Annotated in this window: 17 protein-coding genes; 9 read left to right on the plus strand and 8 right to left on the minus strand. The window is 70.3% G+C overall.

All coding sequences use genetic code 11. The annotated features are described in order from the left end of the window. Window positions 1-20: 20 nt before the first annotated feature. The 8 genes from ABD285_RS00105 to ABD285_RS00140 all read right to left on the minus strand — a co-directional run bounded on the left by ABD285_RS00105 (window position 21) and on the right by ABD285_RS00140 (window position 8,948). Window positions 21-722: an ABC transporter ATP-binding protein gene (locus tag ABD285_RS00105; RefSeq protein WP_344199161.1), complete on the minus strand. Its 702-nt coding sequence runs from the start codon at window positions 720-722 to the stop codon at window positions 21-23. Window positions 723-724: 2 nt separating this feature from the next. Next, window positions 725-1,531, minus strand: a complete 807-nt coding sequence (locus ABD285_RS00110; protein WP_344199165.1) for an ABC transporter ATP-binding protein — start codon at window positions 1,529-1,531, stop codon at window positions 725-727. Beyond that, a complete protein-coding gene (locus ABD285_RS00115; RefSeq protein ID WP_344199168.1) occupies window positions 1,528-2,739 on the minus strand; it encodes an ABC transporter substrate-binding protein in 1,212 nt (403 codons plus the stop codon). Before ABD285_RS00115 ends, ABD285_RS00110 begins: the two co-directional genes overlap by 4 nt. A gap of 68 nt (window positions 2,740-2,807) precedes the next feature. After that, complete coding sequence (locus ABD285_RS00120) at window positions 2,808-3,779, minus strand: branched-chain amino acid ABC transporter permease (protein ID WP_344199171.1); 972 nt, start codon at window positions 3,777-3,779, stop codon at window positions 2,808-2,810. Further along, entirely contained in the window at window positions 3,776-4,645 is an 870-nt protein-coding gene (locus ABD285_RS00125; protein ID WP_284254567.1) for a branched-chain amino acid ABC transporter permease, read from the minus strand. The genes ABD285_RS00120 and ABD285_RS00125 overlap by 4 nt, the downstream gene beginning before the upstream one ends. Window positions 4,646-4,760: 115 nt before the next feature. Continuing rightward, window positions 4,761-5,402, minus strand: a complete 642-nt coding sequence (locus ABD285_RS00130) for a TetR/AcrR family transcriptional regulator (RefSeq protein WP_284254566.1) — start codon at window positions 5,400-5,402, stop codon at window positions 4,761-4,763. 64 nt (window positions 5,403-5,466) lie between these two features. Beyond that, window positions 5,467-6,756 (minus strand): dihydrolipoamide acetyltransferase family protein, encoded by a 1,290-nt coding sequence (locus ABD285_RS00135; protein WP_284254565.1) that lies wholly within the window; start codon window positions 6,754-6,756, stop codon window positions 5,467-5,469. Further along, a complete protein-coding gene (locus tag ABD285_RS00140; RefSeq protein ID WP_284254564.1) occupies window positions 6,756-8,948 on the minus strand; it encodes an alpha-ketoacid dehydrogenase subunit alpha/beta in 2,193 nt (730 codons plus the stop codon). Before ABD285_RS00140 ends, ABD285_RS00135 begins: the two co-directional genes overlap by 1 nt. Window positions 8,949-9,057: 109 nt before the next feature. Between ABD285_RS00140 and ABD285_RS00145 the strand changes: the two genes are divergently transcribed. From ABD285_RS00145 to ABD285_RS00185, 9 genes are all read left to right on the plus strand, one after another. After that, a complete protein-coding gene (locus ABD285_RS00145; protein ID WP_284254563.1) occupies window positions 9,058-9,588 on the plus strand; it encodes a VOC family protein in 531 nt (176 codons plus the stop codon). Window positions 9,589-9,612: 24 nt separating this feature from the next. After that, a complete protein-coding gene (locus ABD285_RS00150; RefSeq protein WP_284254562.1) occupies window positions 9,613-10,275 on the plus strand; it encodes a GntR family transcriptional regulator in 663 nt (220 codons plus the stop codon). 23 nt (window positions 10,276-10,298) lie between these two features. After that, window positions 10,299-11,675, plus strand: coding sequence for an NADP-dependent succinic semialdehyde dehydrogenase (locus ABD285_RS00155; RefSeq protein ID WP_284254561.1), 1,377 nt, complete (start codon window positions 10,299-10,301; stop codon window positions 11,673-11,675). Between the two features lie 44 nt (window positions 11,676-11,719). Next, complete coding sequence (locus ABD285_RS00160; RefSeq protein WP_284254560.1) at window positions 11,720-12,394, plus strand: enoyl-CoA hydratase/isomerase family protein; 675 nt, start codon at window positions 11,720-11,722, stop codon at window positions 12,392-12,394. A 44-nt stretch (window positions 12,395-12,438) separates the two neighbouring features. Continuing rightward, window positions 12,439-13,470 (plus strand): LacI family DNA-binding transcriptional regulator, encoded by a 1,032-nt coding sequence (locus tag ABD285_RS00165; protein WP_344199179.1) that lies wholly within the window; start codon window positions 12,439-12,441, stop codon window positions 13,468-13,470. Between the two features lie 62 nt (window positions 13,471-13,532). After that, entirely contained in the window at window positions 13,533-14,435 is a 903-nt protein-coding gene (locus ABD285_RS00170; RefSeq protein ID WP_284254559.1) for a cupin domain-containing protein, read from the plus strand. An 8-nt stretch (window positions 14,436-14,443) separates the two neighbouring features. Next, window positions 14,444-15,616, plus strand: coding sequence for an MFS transporter (locus tag ABD285_RS00175; protein WP_284254558.1), 1,173 nt, complete (start codon window positions 14,444-14,446; stop codon window positions 15,614-15,616). Between the two features lie 114 nt (window positions 15,617-15,730). Continuing rightward, complete coding sequence (locus tag ABD285_RS00180) at window positions 15,731-16,597, plus strand: branched-chain amino acid ABC transporter permease (RefSeq protein ID WP_344199186.1); 867 nt, start codon at window positions 15,731-15,733, stop codon at window positions 16,595-16,597. Further along, on the plus strand, window positions 16,594-17,623 hold a 1,030-nt coding region (locus ABD285_RS00185), incomplete at its 3' end, for a branched-chain amino acid ABC transporter permease (RefSeq protein ID WP_344199189.1). The genes ABD285_RS00180 and ABD285_RS00185, both read left to right, overlap by 4 nt.

The raw sequence follows: 17,623 nt of genomic DNA on the forward strand, positions 1-17,623 counted from the left end.
TCCTTCCGTGATGGTCGGGCTCAGAGCCCGAGGTACTGGTGAACGGGTCGCGGATCCGCGGCGAGGTCGGCGGGCACCCCGTCCCACGCGATGCGACCCGCTTCTCCGAGGATGAGCACACGGTCGCCGAGGGCGAGCGCCAGGTCGACGTTCTGCTCGGCGACCAGCACGGCCAGTCCCGACTCGCGAAGGGCCTGCAGCCGCTCCTCGATCACGCGCAGGACCGCGGGCGCGAGCCCCTCGGACGGCTCGTCCATGAGGAGCAGGCTCGGCGCCGTCATGAGGGCCCTCCCGATGGCGAGCATCTGCTGCTCGCCGCCCGAGAGGGTGCGCGCCGCGGCGCGGGTGCGCTCCTCGAGCCGGGGGAACATGGCGAACACCCGCTCGATCGTCCATGCGGACCCGGAGCCGTGCGGCACGATCGCGAGGTTCTCGCGCACGCTGAGGCTGCCGAACACCTGACGCCCCTGCGGCACGAGGCCGATGCCGGCCCGGGCGATGCGGTGGGCGGCGTGGCCCGTGACATCCACGCCGTCGAGTTCGATGGAGCCGCCGATCACGTTCGGCGGCCGGATGCCGCTGATGGCGCGGATGAGCGTGGTCTTGCCCATGCCGTTGCGCCCCATGAGCGCGACGGACTCCCCCGCTCCGACATCGAGGTCGATGCCGTCGAGCACGAGCGCCTTGCCATAGGCCACACGCAGACCGCGGATCCTCAGCATGATCAATCCCTCCGACCGAGGTAGACCGCCTGCACGGCGGGGTTCGCGCGGATCTCCTCCGGAGTGCCGTAGGCGAGCGGCACGCCGTTGTCGAGGCACAGCACCTCGCGGGCGAACTCGAGTGCGAGGGTCATGTCGTGCTCGATGAGGACGACGCCGACACTGTCGGGGATCTCGCCGAGCAGGATGCGGAGCATGTCCCGCTCACCGGCCGACAACCCCGCAGCCGGCTCGTCGAGCAGCAGCAGGCGGGGGCCGTGGATCAGCGCCGCGGCGAGTTCGAGCTGCCGGTGCTCGCCGTGCGAGAGCTCGGCGACCCGCACCCCGGCGCGTGCCGCGAGTCCGACCCGCTCCAGCATGTCGGCGGCCCGCCCGGCGTGGGCGCCGCGGAGCGGGGTGCGTGACCAGAAGGATCTGCTGGTCGCGCTCCCCGCCTGCGCGGCCAGCAGGACGTTCTCGATGACGGTCAACTGCTCGAACAGGGTCGAGACCTGGAACGTGCGCGAGATGCCGCGCCTCGCGCGGGCCCTTTCGCTCGTGCGGGTGACGTCCTCGCCGAACAGGTGCACCCGCCCGGAGGTCGGTCGGAATTCGCCGGCGATCAACCGGAACAGCGTCGTCTTGCCCGCCCCGTTCGGACCGATGACGGCGAGCCTGCCGCCGGGCGGGAGGACGAGGCTGACCCCGTCCACGGCCACGAGGCCGCCGAAACGCCGCGTCACGCCGTCGAGGCGGAGGGCGCTGCCGTCAGCCCGGGCCACGAGGGCCGGAGCCGGGGCGGACGACGGCGCCATGGCTGGCGGGGTCACTTGCCGGTTCGCGTGGTCGAGAACGGCGGGCTGGCCAGGAACTCCTTCGGGTCGTAGTCCCAGAACTGGCTGACGTCCTCGTACTGCTTGACCACGGTGTTCCACAGCTTGCCGTCGCTGCGCTTCGCGACTTCGCGCACCATGACCGGGCCGACGATGTTGTTGTGGTCGTCGAAGCTGACCTTGCCCCAGACGGTGTCCGACAGATCGGCGCCCTTGATGGCGGAGACCAGCTTCTTGCCGGTCGGCTTGGCATCCGCGTCGGCGAGGGCCGCCGCCAGCAGCTGCGCGGTCGCGTAGGCCCCCATCGCGTAGACGGACGGGATGACCCCGTACTCCTTCTCGAAGGCCTTCACGAAGGACGCCTGACGGTCGCCCCCCTCGGCGTAATAGGAGACCGACCGGATGCCCAGGGCGATATCGCCGACGTCCTGCAGGATCGCCTGGTCGAGGGTGCAGCAGTTGGTGAGGATCGGGGTCTTCAGCAGGCCGAAGTCCGATGCGGAGCGCAGGAAGTTGGAGCTGTCCGTGCCCCCCGCCGTGCCCACGAACACCATGTCGACCTTCTGGCTCGCCAGCTGCGTGACGTAGGTGCTCAGGTCGGTCGCATCCCCGGGATACCAGAGTTGCTGCGTCACCTTGCCGCCGGCGCTCGTGAAGGCGCTCACGAACCCACCGCACGACTCCCAGCCGAACGCGTAGTCGACGCAGAGCGTGGCAGCGGTGCGGAATCCCTTGTCGTAGGCCCACTTGCCGCCGGGGAATGTGGTCTGGCTTCCCGCCATCGCGCCGGTGCGCAGCACGAGGGGACTCTCCTTGCGCTGGGTCACATCGTCGGCGGAGGACTGCGCGAGGTTCGCAACGCCCTGCCGATCGAGGTAGTCGCCGACGGCGAGCGCCTGGTTGGCGAGGACCGGGCCGACCACGACGTCGACTTTCTCCTCCTTCACCAGACGCGCCGCCTTGGTGAGCGCGGTGTCGGCGCTGCTCGCGTCGTCCTCGAGCACCGTGTCGATCGTGAAGTGACCGATTTTCGTGCCCTTCTGCTTCCAGTAGAGATCCCAGCCCTGCTGGAGGTCCTTGCCGATGGCCGACACGAACCCGGTCATGGGGGCCAGGACGCCGACCTTGAAGGTGTCGGCGGACGAGCCGCCGGTGCTGGTGCCGCCGCCGAGCGACGACGAGGGCGCGCAGGCCGCGAGGGCCACAGCCGCGACGGTGGCGAGCGCCGAAACGACGACTGCTCTGCGCCGTGGTGAGCGAGAGGAATGCATGGCTAACCTCCTGTGATTTCGGGCGTGTTGCTCGACGTCGGCGGGCGTCGCCGACGACGGATGAGGAGGGAGGCCCAGCCTCCCAGGATCCCCCGGCGAGCCACGATGACGACGAGGACGAAGACCGCGCCGAGGACCGTGGGCCATCGCTCGAAGTAGGTGCTGACGACCTGCTGCGTGAGCACGACCACCGCCGCACCGACGAGCGGCCCGAGGACGGTCCCGGTGCCGCCGAGCACCACCATCACGAGGGCGAGAGCCGACGCCTGGAATCCCGCCGACGCGGGACTGATGAACTCCGTCTGCCAGACCAGGAGGATGCCGGCGATCCCGGCGACGACGCCCGAGAGCACCACCGCGGCGAACTTGTATGCCGAGATGCCGTAGCCGAGGCTGCGCATGCGGGCGTCGTTGTCCCGGATGCCGCGGACGGTGAGCCCGAAGGGCGAGCGCGAGACCCGGATCAGCGCGATCGTGACGAGGACGAAGACCGCCAGGATGAAGAAGTAGTACTGCCAGTACTCCGCGAAGACCGGTGGGCGCCGGACGCCGGTGAGGCCGTTGTCTCCCCCGGTCACCGACGACCAGCGGTAGGCCATGCCGTAGCAGACCATGCCCGCGGCGAGCGTGACCATGAGGAAGAAGACGCCGTTGGTTCGCATCGAGATGAGCCCGTAGAGCACGCTCGCGAGCACCGTGAGCCCGCCGGCGATGGCCAGTTGGATGCCGATGTCGTAGCCCTCGCGCGATGCCCACGCCACGCCGTAGCCTGCGGCGGCGGCGATGCCCGCGTGCCCCAGTGAGAACAGCCCCGCGTCGCCCGCGAGCATGTTGACGCTCGAGGCCAGCAGGGCGGTGGCGAGCACGAGCGAGGCGAGGATGACGTAGTAGCTCGTCACGACGTAGGGCAGCGCGATGGCGACGACGGCGATCGCCGCCAAAGCGATCCCGCGGATCAGTCGGCCGCGGTTCACGATCGCCTCCCGAGCAGTCCGTAAGGGCGGAACACGAGCACGAGCGCCATCGGCGCGAAGATCGTGAAGTAGGAGAACTCCGGCACCCACGCCTTCGCGAACGCGTCGATGATCCCGATGAGCACGGAGCCGATGGCCGCGCCGGCGATGTTGCCGAGACCGCCGACGATGACGACCACCATCGCGAACAGCAGGATCTCGGTGCCCGACGACGGCGTCAGGCTGAGCAGGCCGGAACCGATGGCTCCCGCGACCCCGGCGAGCAGGGCGCCGAAGACGAACACCCCGGTGAACACCGCGTCGATGTTGATGCCGATGGCCGCGGCCATCTCGCGGTTGTCGACCCCCGCGCGGACGATCGCGCCGATCCGGGTGCGCTTCTGCAGCAGGAACAGCGCCAGACCGATCAGCACGGTCACCCCGATGATGAACAGCCGGTAGTACGGGTAGCCGAATTCGCCGATCGTCAGGACGCCGCTCGGCGCACCCGTGCCGCCCGAGGGCAACGACTTGGGGTCGCCGCCGAAGAAGGCGAGCACGAGGTCGGCGATGATGAAGGAGATGCCGACCGTGACCAGCACCTCGGGCATCTCCTGGTTGCGCACCCGCCGGAGCAGGCCGCGCTCGACGACGAGCCCGACGCCGGCGCCGGCGACGGCCCCGGAGAGGACACCCAGCCAGAAGTTGCCGGTCGCGGCGACGGCGCTCACCGCGACGTAGGCCCCGACGAGGTAGATGCCGCCGTGCGCGAGGTTGGAGATGCGCATGAGGCCGAACACGAGCGTGAAACCGCTGGCCACGAGGAACAGCAGGGCCCCGAAGCTCAGCCCGTTCAGCACCTGCTGAGTGAGGAAGACGGGGTCCATCTCCACTCCCTCCCTTCAGGGTGCTCTCGTCGTCGAGATGATCGGCAGCGATCAATTCCTACATTTGTAGACAAAAGAAGCGACAGGTGTCAAGCGATGCTGCACATGGGGTCGTCTACGCCGTGGGGGTGGCCGCGGCGGTCCGCGGCTGGACGTGCGCGGGATCCCCGGCCTCGAGACGCGCGACGAGGGCGTCGATGAGCTCGACCTGGTCCAGGGGCTCGGCGGCGCCGGCCTCCAGGATCGGCATGATCCGAAGCCCCGCCGTAACGGCCAGGAACTCGTCGACGATTTGACGATCGGAGACGGCCGTGTTCAGTCGCCCGTTACGTCGGGCGGTCTGCAACTCGTTCTCCATCCAGGTGCGCCAGATCGCGAACGAGTCGGCATGGATCTTGCGCATCGCCTTGCTCGACGCCGCGCGATCCCAGAAGGCGACGGCGACCCGGGCCTCGACGGAGCGCTCGTCGTCGAGCGGCAGCATCTCGAGGCACAGCAGCCGGATGGCCTCGAGCCCCGTCCGGTCGCCGATCGAGAGGGCGGCGCGCTCGTTCACACGATAGAAGGTGTGCTGGAACGCCGCGATCAGCAGGTCGTCCTTGCTGTCGAAGTAGTACTTGAGCCCGCCGTTGGCGAATCCCGCCTCCGCCGCGATCTCGCGCATCGTCGCAGCGGCGAAGCCGCCGCGTGCGACGAGGCGCCACGCCGCCTCGATGATCTCGCGTCGGCGTTGCTCGTGATCGACTCTCTTCGGCACGCTCCTCCACCCGCTCGGGATGGATTATCTCCCAGCGGAGACGATCGGCGCATCCTCCGCGCCGTCAGACCAGCAGGCCCACCGGATGCTCGAGCAGCTCGACGAGGGCGGCCATCCACTCGGCGGCGACCGCTCCGTCGATGACGCGATGATCCGCCGACAGGGTGACGGTCATGACGGTGGCCACGGCCAGGGCGCCGTCGTCGCCGACGACCGGCCGGGGCTTCGCGGCACTCACCGCGAGGATGCCCGACTGGGGCGGGTTCAGGATCGCGGAGAACTCGTCGACGCCGTACATGCCGAGGTTCGAGACCGAGAAGCTGCCGCCCTCGAGCTCATGCTGCTGCAGCCGCCCGGCACGAGCGCGTTCGGCGAGGTCGGCGACGACCGCGCTCAACCGGCCGATGGTGAGGTCCTGCACGGCGCGCACCACGGGGGTCACGAGCCCGCCCTCGATCGCCACGGCGACGGCGATGTCGACGCCGGTGAACCGGCGGATGCTGTCACCGTTCCAGATCGCGTTGGCCGCGGGCACCCGCTGCAGAGCGCCCGAGACGGCCTTCAGCACCAGGTCGTTGACCGACACCTTGCGCGGCGCGGTCTCGTTGATCTCGCGGCGCAGCTCGAGCAGCCGGTCGACACGCACGTGCGCCGTGACGTAGAAGTGCGGCACGGTCGTCTTGCTCTCGGTGAGCCGGCGCGCGATGGCCCGACGCATCCCGGTCAGCTTCTCGTCGGTGAAGGAGGCGGCGTCACCGGACGCCGCGGCGGGCGCGGTCGGCTGCGGTGCGCTCGACGCCGGCACGCGCTCGATGTCGCGTCGTGTGATGCGGCCGTCGGGGCCGGTCCCGTCGATGCCCGCGATGTCGATGCCGCGCTCCCGCGCGAGCCGCCGCGCGAGCGGGCTCGCGAATGTGCGCTGCCCGCGCGACGGCGACGGCGTCGGTGTCGGCGCCGCTGGAGCGGGGTTCCCCGCCGGAGCCACCGCCACCCGGGGCTCCGGCGAGGAGGTCTGTTCAGGCACGGCGGCGGGCGGCACGGGGGCCGGGCCGGCGTCCGTGCCGACGGTGACGCCGGCGGCGGCGAGCGCGGGTCCGACCTGGTCCTGCCCCTCGCCCTCGGCCAGGATCACCGCGATGGGCGTGCCGACGGCGAGATTGTCGCCCGGCTCCACGAGAAGCCGGCCGACGGTGCCCTCGACCTCGGCCGCGTACTCGACGACGGCCTTCTCGGTCTCGATCTCGGCCAGCGGGTCGCCGACCGCGACGGTCTGCCCCTCGGTGGCCAGCCAGCTCTGGATCGCGCCCTCGGTCACGTTGGCCAGCACCGACGGCATCCGCACGACGGTGGCCATCAGCGGCCTCCGCCGAAGCCCGCCCGCACCCGCTCGAGGCCGGCGACGACCTCTTCGGTGCGGGCGATGGCGGCGCGCTCGAGCACCTTCGAGATGCTGGGGCTCGCCTCGCCGCCGGTGACGCGCTGGATGGGCTGGTCGAGCCAGTCGAAGAAGCGGCGCTGCAGCTCGTCGGCGAGCCAGCCGCCGTACGAGGTGCCCCGCGCGCCCTGCTCGACGATGAGCACTGCTCCCGTCTTGCGGATGCTCTCGCCGATCGTGTCCCAGTCGAGCGACGCGCGGTCGAGCCAGCGCAGGTCGACGAGCTCCGCATCGATGCCGGTCTCCTCGATCGCCTCGAGGCAGTGGTGCACCATCGAGAGGTAGCTGATGACGGTCACGTCCGAGCCCTCGCGGCGGATCGCGGCGCTGCCGGGCGGGATGACGTAGTCGAGCTCGCCCTCGGGCACGCGGTCGTCGCGCCCGTAGAGGTCGACGTGCTCGATGACCAGCACCGGGTCCTCCAGCGCGAGCGCGGCGTTCATGAGGCCCACGTAGTCGGCCGCGTTGGAGGCGGCGACGATGCGCCAGCCGGGGCTCGTCGCGAAGATCCCGGCGGGGTCCATGAGGTGCTGCGAGCCGTAGCCGGAGCCCATCGCGACCTTCGTGCGCAGCACGAGCGGCATCCGGTTGTCGCCGCCGAACATGTGCCGGGCCTTGCCGATCTGGTTGAACACCTGGTCGGCGGCGACCCACATGAAGTCGGGGTACATGAACTCGACGACGGGGCGGAAGCGGCCGTCGAGCGCCATGCCGCCGGCGAGGCCCACGAAGCCGTTCTCACTGATCGGGGTGCCGATGACGCGATCGGGGCCGTATTTCTTGGCGAGGCCCTTGGTCGCGCCGTTGGTGCCGCCGGCCAGCCGATGCACGTCCTCGCCGAGCACCACGATGCGCTCGTCGGTCTCCATGCGGCGATCCATCACGCCGGCCACCGCCTCGACGTACTTGAGGTCGCGCCAGGCGCCGGCGTGCTCCGCGGGCTCTGCGGCGGTGAGGGATGCGAGCTCCGTCCCGTCGCTGCGGATCCCGACGTCGACGAAGCCGGGATCGGGCCAGAGCTCGGGCCGGATGCGGCGAGTGCCCGCGTTGTCGGGGTCGTCCTCGATGAGAGCGGCCACGGCCGCGCTCATCGCCGCCTGCGCCTGCTCCCGCACTCCGGCCTCGGCGCCCTTCTCGAGCTGGCCGAGCCTGGTCATCTCGGCGGCGACGCGCAGCAGCGGGTCGCGCTCGCGCCACGCGGCCTCCTCGTCCTTCGTGCGGTAGCCGAACGCGCTGCCGGGGTACGGGCCGTTCTGGTGGAAGAAGCGGTAGACGTCGGCCTCGATGATCGCCGCGCCCTCTCCCGCGCGCAGTCGTTCCGCCGCCTCGAGGGCGGCGAGGTGCACCGCGAGCGGGTCCATGCCGTCGACCTTCCAGCCCGGGATGCCGAATCCCTGTCCGCGCACCGACAGCCGGGTGTCGGCGACGACGTCGTCGATGAGGGTCGACACCGCGTAGAGGTTGTTCTCGACGAAGAACGCGAGCGGCAGGCGCCAGGCGGCTGCGAGGTTCATCGACTCGAGCACGGAGCCGATCTGGCTCGATCCGTCGCCGTAGTAGGCGACGGTCAGGTCGCCCGTGCCCGAGTGCTTCTGCGCCCAGGCGTTGCCCGCGGCGAAGGGCACCCCGCCCCCGACGATCGCATTCGTGCCGAGGGCGCCGGCCTCGAGCCATTGCAGGTGCATCGAGCCGCCTCGGCCGCCGGAGAACCCCTGGGCGAGTCCGAGGATCTCGGCGAGCGTGCGCTGCAGCAGCGCCTGCACGTCGTCGGTCACGAGGCGGTCCAGCTCGAACGCGCCGCCCGTGACGTGGGTGAGCGCCTTCGCGAGGAACTGGTGGTGGCCGCGGTGCGATCCGGTCACGCCGTCGGGGGTGCGCAGGCCGATGATCGACCCGACCGCACCGCCCTCCTGGCCGATGCTCGAGTGGGCGGGGCCGTGCACGAGGCCCTCTCCGGCCAGTTCGAGCACGGTCTCCTCGAAGGCCCGGATGAGGTGCAGCTCCGCGAGCATGCCGGACAGGAGCGCGGGGTCCGCGTCCTTCCAGTCCTGGGCGGTGGTGCTGAGCTCCACCCACGGGGTACCGGTTTCCAGGCGTCGTCGTCGGGGCATGCAAGCACGGTAGAGCAGGATTGGATTCAATTCAAGCGTTCCATCGCGAATCTATGGAGCAAAACGGCATAATGTGCGCCAGGATGGATACAACACGGAGGAGGCGCTGATGCACGGACTGCCCGGCATGCGCGGGATCGACCACATCGGGGTGACGGTGCCCGACCTCGACGAGGCGGAGCGTTTCCTCGTCGACGTCCTCGGCGCCGAGCACATCTACACCCTCGGCGCCAAGCGCGACGACGAGGGCGACTGGATGGCGGTGCAGCTCGGCGTGCACCCCCGCACCGTCATCCGCGAGATCCGCTTCTACCGCCTCGGCAACGGATCCAACATCGAGACCTTCCGCTACGACGCCGCCGACGGACAGTCCGCGGAGCCCCGCAACAGCGACATCGGCGGTCACCACCTCGCCCTCTACGTCGATGACATGGATGCCGCCATCGCGCACCTGCGCGCCCACGACGTCGAGATCATGGGCGAGCCGGTCGCGAGCGCCGGACCGGCGGCGGGGCAGCGCTGGCTGTACTTCCGCGCCCCCTGGGGCATGCAGTTCGAGCTCGTCAGCTACCCCGGCGGCAAGGCGTACGAGGCCGACGCCCCGCGTCGGCTCTGGCATCCGGCGCATCCGGCCGAGTGAACGGCGCGGAGGAGAATGTCGGACATGACGGTGGAGCTCCCGACGCACGGCGCTGCGGGAGCCCGGATCGCGGGTGAGGTGCGGGAGGCGATCCTGCGCGGCGAGCACGCGCCCGGATCCCGCATCCGGCAGGACGACCTGGCCGGCCGCCACGGTGCGAGCCGGTTGCCGGTGCGCGAGGCGCTGCGGATCCTCGAGGCCGAAGGGCTCGTCACGCTGGTCGCCAACACCGGCGCTTGGGTCTCACGGCTGAGCCTCGCGGAGTGCGAGGAGATGTACCAGATCCGGGAGCGGCTCGAGCCGCTGCTGCTGCGCTACAGCATCCCGCAGCTGGACGCCGCGGCCGTCGGCTCGCTGCAGGCGCTCGCCGACGCCATGGAGCGCTCCGGCGACGTCGAGGAGTTCCTGCGGCTGGACCGCGAATTCCACCTCGCCTCCTATCGCGGCGCCGGCACGGCGGTGCTCGGCGAGACGGTGGTGCGGCTGTGGAACCGCACCCACCACTATCGGCGGGCCTTCACCCGGATGATCCGGCTGGAGGGCGACCGGAGCGTGCATTATGAACATCAGCTGCTCGTCTCCGCCATCAGACGACACGACCTCGACGAGGCCGAGCGCGTTCTCGCCGGCCACATCCGCCGCACCCGCCTGGAGCTGGCGCGGCATCCCGAAGTCTTCGAGAACTGAACCGAACAACGAGAGGAACACGCATGGCCATCGCGACCATCAACCCGGCCACCGGCGAGACGGTGAAGGAGTTCGCCCCGCTCGACGCCGCGGCGCGGGAACGCGGCATCGCCGAGGCGCAGTCGGCGTACGAGGCGCTGAAGAGCACGAGCTACGCGCAGCGCGGTGAGTGGATGCGCGCGAGTGCCGGGATCGTCGAGAGCGAGGCGGACGACCTCGCGCGCATCCTCACGCTCGAGATGGGCAAGCCGATCGCGCAGGCCAAGGCCGAGGTGCTCAAGTGCGCCAAGAACATGCGCTTCTACGCCGACCACGCCGAGGGGTTCCTGGCCGACGAGCCGCTCCAGGACCCCTCCGCGGTGGGCGCGTCGAAGGCCTACGCGGTGTACCAGCCGCTCGGGGTCATCCTCGCGGTCATGCCGTGGAACTACCCGCTCTGGCAGGTCGTTCGCTTCGCCGCTCCCGCGCTCATGGCGGGCAACACGGGCGTGCTCAAGCACGCGTCGAACGTGCCCCAGGCCGCGCTGTGGCTCGACACCATCTTCGAGCGCGGCGGCTTCCCCACCGGATCGTTCCGCACGCTGCTCATCGGCGCCCGCGAGGTCGAGGGCGTGCTGCGCGACCCGCGCATCCAGGCCGTCACCCTCACCGGCTCGGAGCCTGCGGGGCGCTCGGTCGCGGCGATCGCCGGCTCCGAGGTCAAGAAGTCGGTCATGGAGCTCGGCGGGTCCGACCCGTTCATCGTCATGCCGTCCGCCGACCTGGAGGCGGCGGCAACGACCGCCGTCAAGGCCCGCGTGCAGAACAACGGCCAGAGCTGCATCGCCGCGAAGCGCTTCCTCGTGCACGCCGACGTCTACGACGAGTTCGCGAAGCTCTTCGCCGACAAGATGAAGGCCCTCAAGGTCGGCGACCCGTTCGACGAGTCGGTCGACGTCGGCCCGGTGGCGACCGAGTCGGGGCGTGCCGACCTGATCGAGCTGCTGGACGACGCCGTCGCGAAGGGCGCGACGGTGCTCGCCGGCGGCACGCCCGTCGACGGACCCGGCTGGTTCTTCACCCCGACCCTCGTGACCGACCTCACGGACGACATGCGCCTCGTCATGGAGGAGGCGTTCGGTCCGCTGGCCTCGCTCTACAAAGTCGCCGACCGCGAGGAGGCCGTGCGGATCGCCAATCAGACGACGTTCGGCCTCTCGTCCGCGGTGTGGACGCGGGATGCCGACGATGAGGAGCACTTCGTGCGCGAGCTGGAGGCCGGCGCGGTCTTCATCAACGGCATGACGGTCTCCTACCCGGAGCTGCCCTTCGGCGGCGTCAAGAACTCGGGCTTCGGCCGTGAGCTCGCCAAGGAGGGCATCCGCGAGTTCACCAACGTCAAGACGGTCTGGCGCGGCTGAATCCGGCAGGTCCACCGGCATCCGCCGCCACTACGTTTGGCTGCATGAGCATCGCGACCGTCGTCATCGACAACCCGGCGGGCGAGGGCAACCTCCTCAACCCGACGGTCATCGCGGGGCTCGTGGAGCGGCTGATGGCGGCGGATGCCGACCAGTCGGTGTCGGGGATCCTGATCACCGGCGCCGGCGGCATCTTCTGCAACGGCCTCGACATCCCGGCCATCAAGGCGGGAGGCGACCCCGTCGAGTTCTCGACGGCGCTCGCCGGGCTGCTGAAGCTGCTGCCGACGCTCGGCACGCCGGTCGCCGCGGCCGTGAACGGCGACGCCGTCGCCTCGGGCGCCTCGATCGTCGCCGCATGCGACTACGCGACGGCATGCCCGGATGTGCAGATCGGCACCCGTGAGGTGGGCCTCGGCATCTGGCCGATGGTCGCCCAGGTGCCGCTGATCCATCGGCTGGGAACCCGGTTCGCGATGGAGAACATCGGCTCGGGCGATCCGTTCACCCCACGCCGGGCACTCGAGGTGGGGCTCATCAACGAGATCGTCCCGCCCGCGGAGGTCGTGCCCGCGGCCGAGGCCTGGCTCGCACGGGCCGCGCGCGGCGGCGCCGTCACCCGGATGGGCCGACCCGCCTTCTACCGCTTCGCGGAGCTGTCGTACGAAGATGCCCTGGACGCGTCGGTCGAGCTGTTCGCGCGGATGAACCGCGGGTGAGATCGGCCGACCACGACAAGGGCCCACGGAGAGGAGCGCCGGTGGTGACGGTCGATCCGCTGCACCGCGTCACGATCGACGACGTCGCGACACGGGCGGGCGTGCACAAGGCCACCGTCTCGCGTGCCCTGAACGCCCGGACCCGGCATCAGGTGAGCGACGACACGGTCGCCCGCGTGGAGGCGGCGGCCGGGGAGCTGGGTTACGTTCCCAACGCGATCGCCCGCGGTCTGCGGACGAGCAGCTCGATGACGATCGGGGTGATCATCCCCGACCTCACCAACCCCTTCTTCCCCCCCATCATCCGCGGCATCGAGAACTACCTTCAGCCGCGCGGCTATACCGCGCTGCTCGCCAACACCGACAGCTCGGATGCGATCGAGCGAGCCGCCCTGGGATCGCTTCTCGGCAGGCGGGTCGACGGGCTCATCGTCGCCTCCGGGTCGCGGCGCGCGAGCACTCTGGCCGAGGCGTATCAGGCCGGCGTCTTCGCCGTGATGCTCAACCGTGACGCCGGCGGCATCCCCTACCCCCTCGTCACCGGCCACGACGCGACGGGCATCGCCGCGACGGTCGCCCATCTCGCCGAGCTCGGACATCGCCGGATCCTGCACATCGCCGGACCGGCCGACTTCTCGACGAGCGAGACGCGTGCCGCGGCGTTCCGGGCCGCGTGCGCCTCCACCCGGCGCGTCACGGGGACGGTCGTCGAAGCGGCCGCGCTCTCGGTCGAGAGCGGGCAGCAGACGATGGACCGCATCCTGACCGAGCACCGCAACCGCCCGACCGCGATCGTGGCGGGCAACGACCTCGTGGCGTTCGGCGTGCTCCGGAGCCTGCGGGCGCATGGTCTCAGCTGCCCGGGCGACATCTCGGTGGCGGGCTTCAACGACATCGAGTTCGCTCAGGACTCCAATCCCCCGCTCACGACGGTGCATGTCCCCATGCAGGAGATGGGGGCCGAGGCGGCGCGGGTGCTGCTCGAGGCCATCGAGACGAAGGCGCAGGAACCGGTGACGGTGCATCTCCCGGTGTCGCTCATGGTCCGCGGGTCCACCGGCCCGGCGCCCGCCTAGTGTTCAGGTCTGCTGAACACGTGGGCTAGCATGTCTGCAACCGTTTGCAGAAACGAGAGCTCATGCCCACGTCCGTTGTCCGCCGGGCTGCCGATGCCGACTACCGCGATCCCGGCGACCTGATCCCGGGCGCCCGGGGCATCACCCGCTGGCGGCTCGTGGGCGAACCGGACGGTGCCGCGCACTCGGACGTCGGCCTGATGCGCATCGACGCCGACGCGGGCAGCGCGACCCACGTGCACTCGTTCGAGTACAGCTTCCACGTGATCGAGGGCGAGACGGTGCTCGCGACCCCGGAAGCCACGGTGCGCCTTGCCCGCGGGGACTACGGCGTGGTGCCGATCGGCGTGCCGCATCGCTGGTCTGGGTCCGGCTCCTCGCCCGCCCTGATCGCCGACCTCATCACTCCGCCGGCACGCGCCGGGCACGACCAGGACACCTTCGTCGTGCCCGAGCTGCCGACCGTGGAGGCCGTCCCGGTCGATCCGCGCGACCCGCGCACGAGGTCGTTCGGCAGCGTCGTCCCGGAACAGCTCGACCCGGCGCGCCAGTCCCAGGAGCTTCTTGCCGTCTCGGCGAGCATGCGCACCGCACTGCTGGTCTACAGCGGTATCTCGCTCAAGATGATGGTCGACTCGGACCTCGGCGCGACCCTGGGCACGATGTTCATGGTGCAGTACGCACCGGACGGCAGGGCGGGCGCCCACGACCACCCGCTGGAGGAGGCGTACCTCGTGCTCGAGGGCGAGGTGCTCGCCACCTTCGACGGCGAGGAGGTGCTGCTGGGCCCGGGCGACTTCGCCTGGGCCGGAGTCGGATGCGTGCACTCCTTCGCCGCGACCGGCGCGGCGGTGCGCTGGCTCGAGACGCAGGCCCCGCAGATGCCGCCCCGGTACGCCTACCGCTTCGCACGCGACTGGGACTACCTGCGTGACGCGGCGGCCGCCGACGGGCTCCGCAGCTGACGAGCCGGATGCCGGCTGCCGCAGGCGCGCGCCGCCCGGGCGCCACGGCCGTGCTCCCCTTCGCGATCTTCTGGTCGACCGTCGACCGGGCCCTGGCGCTCCCGATGGTGCCGACCATCGCGGGCGACTTCCACGCCGACGTCGTCACCACCGGCTGGGCCATCACGGGGTACGCACTCGCGTATTCGGCGTTTCAGTTGCTCTGGGGGCCCCTGCAGACGCGCTGGGGGCGGGTGCGGGTGCTGTGGATCTCGGCCGCGATCGGCACGGTCGCGGGCCTGGCGAGTGCGCTGGCTCCGACCCTCCCGCTGTTCATCGCGGCCCGCATCCTGTCCGGCGGATCCTGGGCAGCGACGTTCTCCGCCGTGCTCGTCTACTTCGGCGACACGCTTCCCGCCCCGCGCCGTCCGGGCGCCATGTCGAACCTCGCCACCGCGACCGCACTCGGCCTCGGTCTGGGCACGCTCGGCGCGGCTGCGGTGGCCGAGTGGTTCTCCTGGCGGTGGGTCTTCGTCGGTTTCGCCCTCGTCGGCGCGGCGCTCACGATCGTGCTGGCCCGGCTCCCCGAGCCGGTCCACGGTCACGACGAGCGGCTCGTGCCGCAGCTGGGCAGGATCATCCGCAGCCGGTGGATGCTCGTCCTCTACCTGATCACCGTCCTCGAGGGCACCCTGCTCATCGGGATCTACAACTTCCTGCCGCAGGCGCTGCAGCAGACCGGCGAGGGCATCTTCGTCTCGGGGCTGGTGACCGCGGCGTTCGGTGTGACCGTCGTGATCGTGAGCCAGGCGATGAAGCTCGTTCTCAACCGAGTGAGACCGTGGATGCTCATGCTCTCGGGCGGCTGCTTCGCCGTCGCCGCCTTCATCGTGCTCGCGATCTCGATCACCCCCGGGTCGGTGCTCGCGGGCGCCGCGCTCATGGGCGTCGCGTGGGCGCTCGCGCACACGACCCTGCAGTCGTGGATGACGGACGCCGCGACACCGGCCCGCGCCATGGGCCTGACCTTCTTCTCGATCTCGCTCATGCTCGGGGGCGCGATCGGCGCCGCGCTGGGCCAGGCCGCCGTGGATCGTCACGCCTTCCCGCTCCTGTTCGCGGCCTCGATCGCCGGCGCGGCGGGGTTCGCCGTCGCCGGCGCGATCGGACGGGCGCGCTATCGATCTGTTGAGTCCCGCTGAACCTCATGCCACTATTGATCACCTCTACTGCACGTTGACATTTCTACAATCGATTGCAATGCTGGAGTCGCCCACCCAGACACATCCCCAATGGCGCGGAAGGCTCTCACAGACGTGTTCGATCCGGTGTTCATCGCGCAGCAGGCGCTGAACGGGCTCAGCGAGGCCGCGGTGTTCTTCCTGCTCGCCAGCGGACTGACGCTCGTCTTCGGGCTCATGCGCATCGTGAACATGGCGCACGGCGCCTTCTACATCGTCGGCGCGTACGTGGGCGTGGTGATCTCGGCCCTCACCGGCAACCTGCTGGTCGCCCTCATCGCCGCCGCCGCGACCGTCGCCGTCCTGGCTCTCATCGTGGAGCTGGGTCTCCTCCGCTGGGTGCGCGGCCAGGAGCTGCCCGAGGTGCTCCTGACGATCGGCGTCGCCTTCGTCATCAGCGACGTCTGCCTGTGGATCTTCGGCGGCAACCCCGAGAACCTCTCGAGCACGGCCATGCCATCGGGGGGCTTCCCGATCGGATCCGCGTCGTTCCCCTGGTTCAAGGTGCTCGTCATGGGCGTCGCCGTCGTGATCGGCGTCGCCCTCGCGATCGTGCAGAACAAGACCCGCATCGGCGCGATCGTGCGTGCCGGTGTCGACGACCGCGAAATCATCTCGGCGATGGGCATCAACATTCGGTGGGTCTTCACCGGCATGTTCGTCGTCGGCGCCGCGCTCGCCGCCGTGGGCGGTGTGCTCGGGTCGGGCACCGAGAGCATCCTCCCGACCGGGGGCAACGAGGTGCTGCTCAAGGCGCTCGTCGTGATCATCGTCGGCGGACTGGGCAGCGTCTCCGGCGCCGCCGTCGGCGCCGTGCTGATCGGGCTGATCGACGTGTTCGCCAAGGTGTGGATCCCCGAACTGTCGTACTTCACGATCTTCCTGCCCATGGCCCTCGTCCTCGTCATCAGGCCCACCGGACTCTTCGGGAAGAAGGCATGAGCAACCCGCTGACCCGCGCCACCCCGGTCGTCCGCTCGGCCACCGGGCTGATCCCGACGCTCTCCCCCCGCCCCGCCGGCGGGCGGGCGATGCGTGCCGTGCAACTGCTGCTGCTCGCCCTCGTCGTGGTGTTCTTCGTCGCGCTGCCCTACCTCGGGGTGTCCCGGTTCCAGGTCGGCGAGACGACGACGATCCTGATCGCCGCCATGACGGCCGCGAGCGTCAACTTCCTCGTCGGTCAGGCGGGGCTCGCCTCGCTCGGGCACGCCGCGATCGCGGGTGCCGCGGGGTACGCCGTCGCGTGGTCCTTCAAGCAGGGTTGGGATCCGGCGCTCTCGGTGCTGCTGGCGATCGTCCTGACGCTCGTCGTCTCGTTCGTCTACGGCATCCTGACGATGCGCACGTCGGGCATCTACTTCCTCATGGTGACGCTCGCGATCGGGATGCTGATCTACGGCCTGGCCTTCCGCTGGTCGAGCGTCACGGGCGGCGACAACGGCATCCTGCTGCAGCGCCCCGAGTGGATCAGCGCGCGCGAGAACTGGTGGGTCTTCTACTACTTCGTGCTCGCCGTGCTCGTCGTCGCGACACTGGTTCTCTGGGTGGTCTCGAGGTCGCCATTCGGCGCGAGCCTGCGCGGCATCCGCGACAACGAGAGCCGGATGCGCAGCCTCGGCTACTCGGTCGCCGCGTACAAGGTGGCCGCGGTCATGATCTCGGGCTTCATCGCCGGTGTCTCGGGCATCCTCGGCGCCTGGAACACCCAGTCGGTCAGCCCCGACAGCGTGAACGTCAGCGGATCGATCCTGCTGATCGTCATGGTGATCCTCGGCGGGGTCGGCACCCTGCTCGGCCCGCTCGTGGGCGCCGCGATCGTCATCATCGTGCAGTTCACCGTCTCGAGCTACATCGACCGCTGGCAGACCCTGCTGGGCCTGGTGTTCATCATCGTGATCCTGCTGGCCCGCGCGGGTCTCGTCGGCAGCATCGCGAAGCTCGTCAACCGAATCCTGCGCCGCCGCCGCC

Source organism: Pseudolysinimonas kribbensis (genome assembly GCF_039531715.1).
In the GTDB taxonomy this organism is placed as follows: Bacteria; Actinomycetota; Actinomycetes; order Actinomycetales; family Microbacteriaceae; genus Pseudolysinimonas; species Pseudolysinimonas kribbensis.

Coding starts and splice junctions, on each gene's coding strand:
- ABD285_RS00150 (WP_284254562.1), top strand. CDS start 9,613: ATGACGGTGGAGCTCCCGACGCACGGCGCTGCGGGAGCCCGGATCGCG.
- ABD285_RS00125 (WP_284254567.1), bottom strand. CDS start 4,645: ATGGACCCCGTCTTCCTCACTCAGCAGGTGCTGAACGGGCTGAGCTTC.
- ABD285_RS00135 (WP_284254565.1), bottom strand. CDS start 6,756: ATGGCCACCGTCGTGCGGATGCCGTCGGTGCTGGCCAACGTGACCGAG.
- ABD285_RS00175 (WP_284254558.1), top strand. CDS start 14,444: ATGCCGGCTGCCGCAGGCGCGCGCCGCCCGGGCGCCACGGCCGTGCTC.
- ABD285_RS00145 (WP_284254563.1), top strand. CDS start 9,058: ATGCACGGACTGCCCGGCATGCGCGGGATCGACCACATCGGGGTGACG.
- ABD285_RS00140 (WP_284254564.1), bottom strand. CDS start 8,948: ATGCCCCGACGACGACGCCTGGAAACCGGTACCCCGTGGGTGGAGCTC.
- ABD285_RS00155 (WP_284254561.1), top strand. CDS start 10,299: ATGGCCATCGCGACCATCAACCCGGCCACCGGCGAGACGGTGAAGGAG.
- ABD285_RS00160 (WP_284254560.1), top strand. CDS start 11,720: ATGAGCATCGCGACCGTCGTCATCGACAACCCGGCGGGCGAGGGCAAC.
- ABD285_RS00170 (WP_284254559.1), top strand. CDS start 13,533: ATGCCCACGTCCGTTGTCCGCCGGGCTGCCGATGCCGACTACCGCGAT.
- ABD285_RS00105 (WP_344199161.1), bottom strand. CDS start 722: ATGCTGAGGATCCGCGGTCTGCGTGTGGCCTATGGCAAGGCGCTCGTG.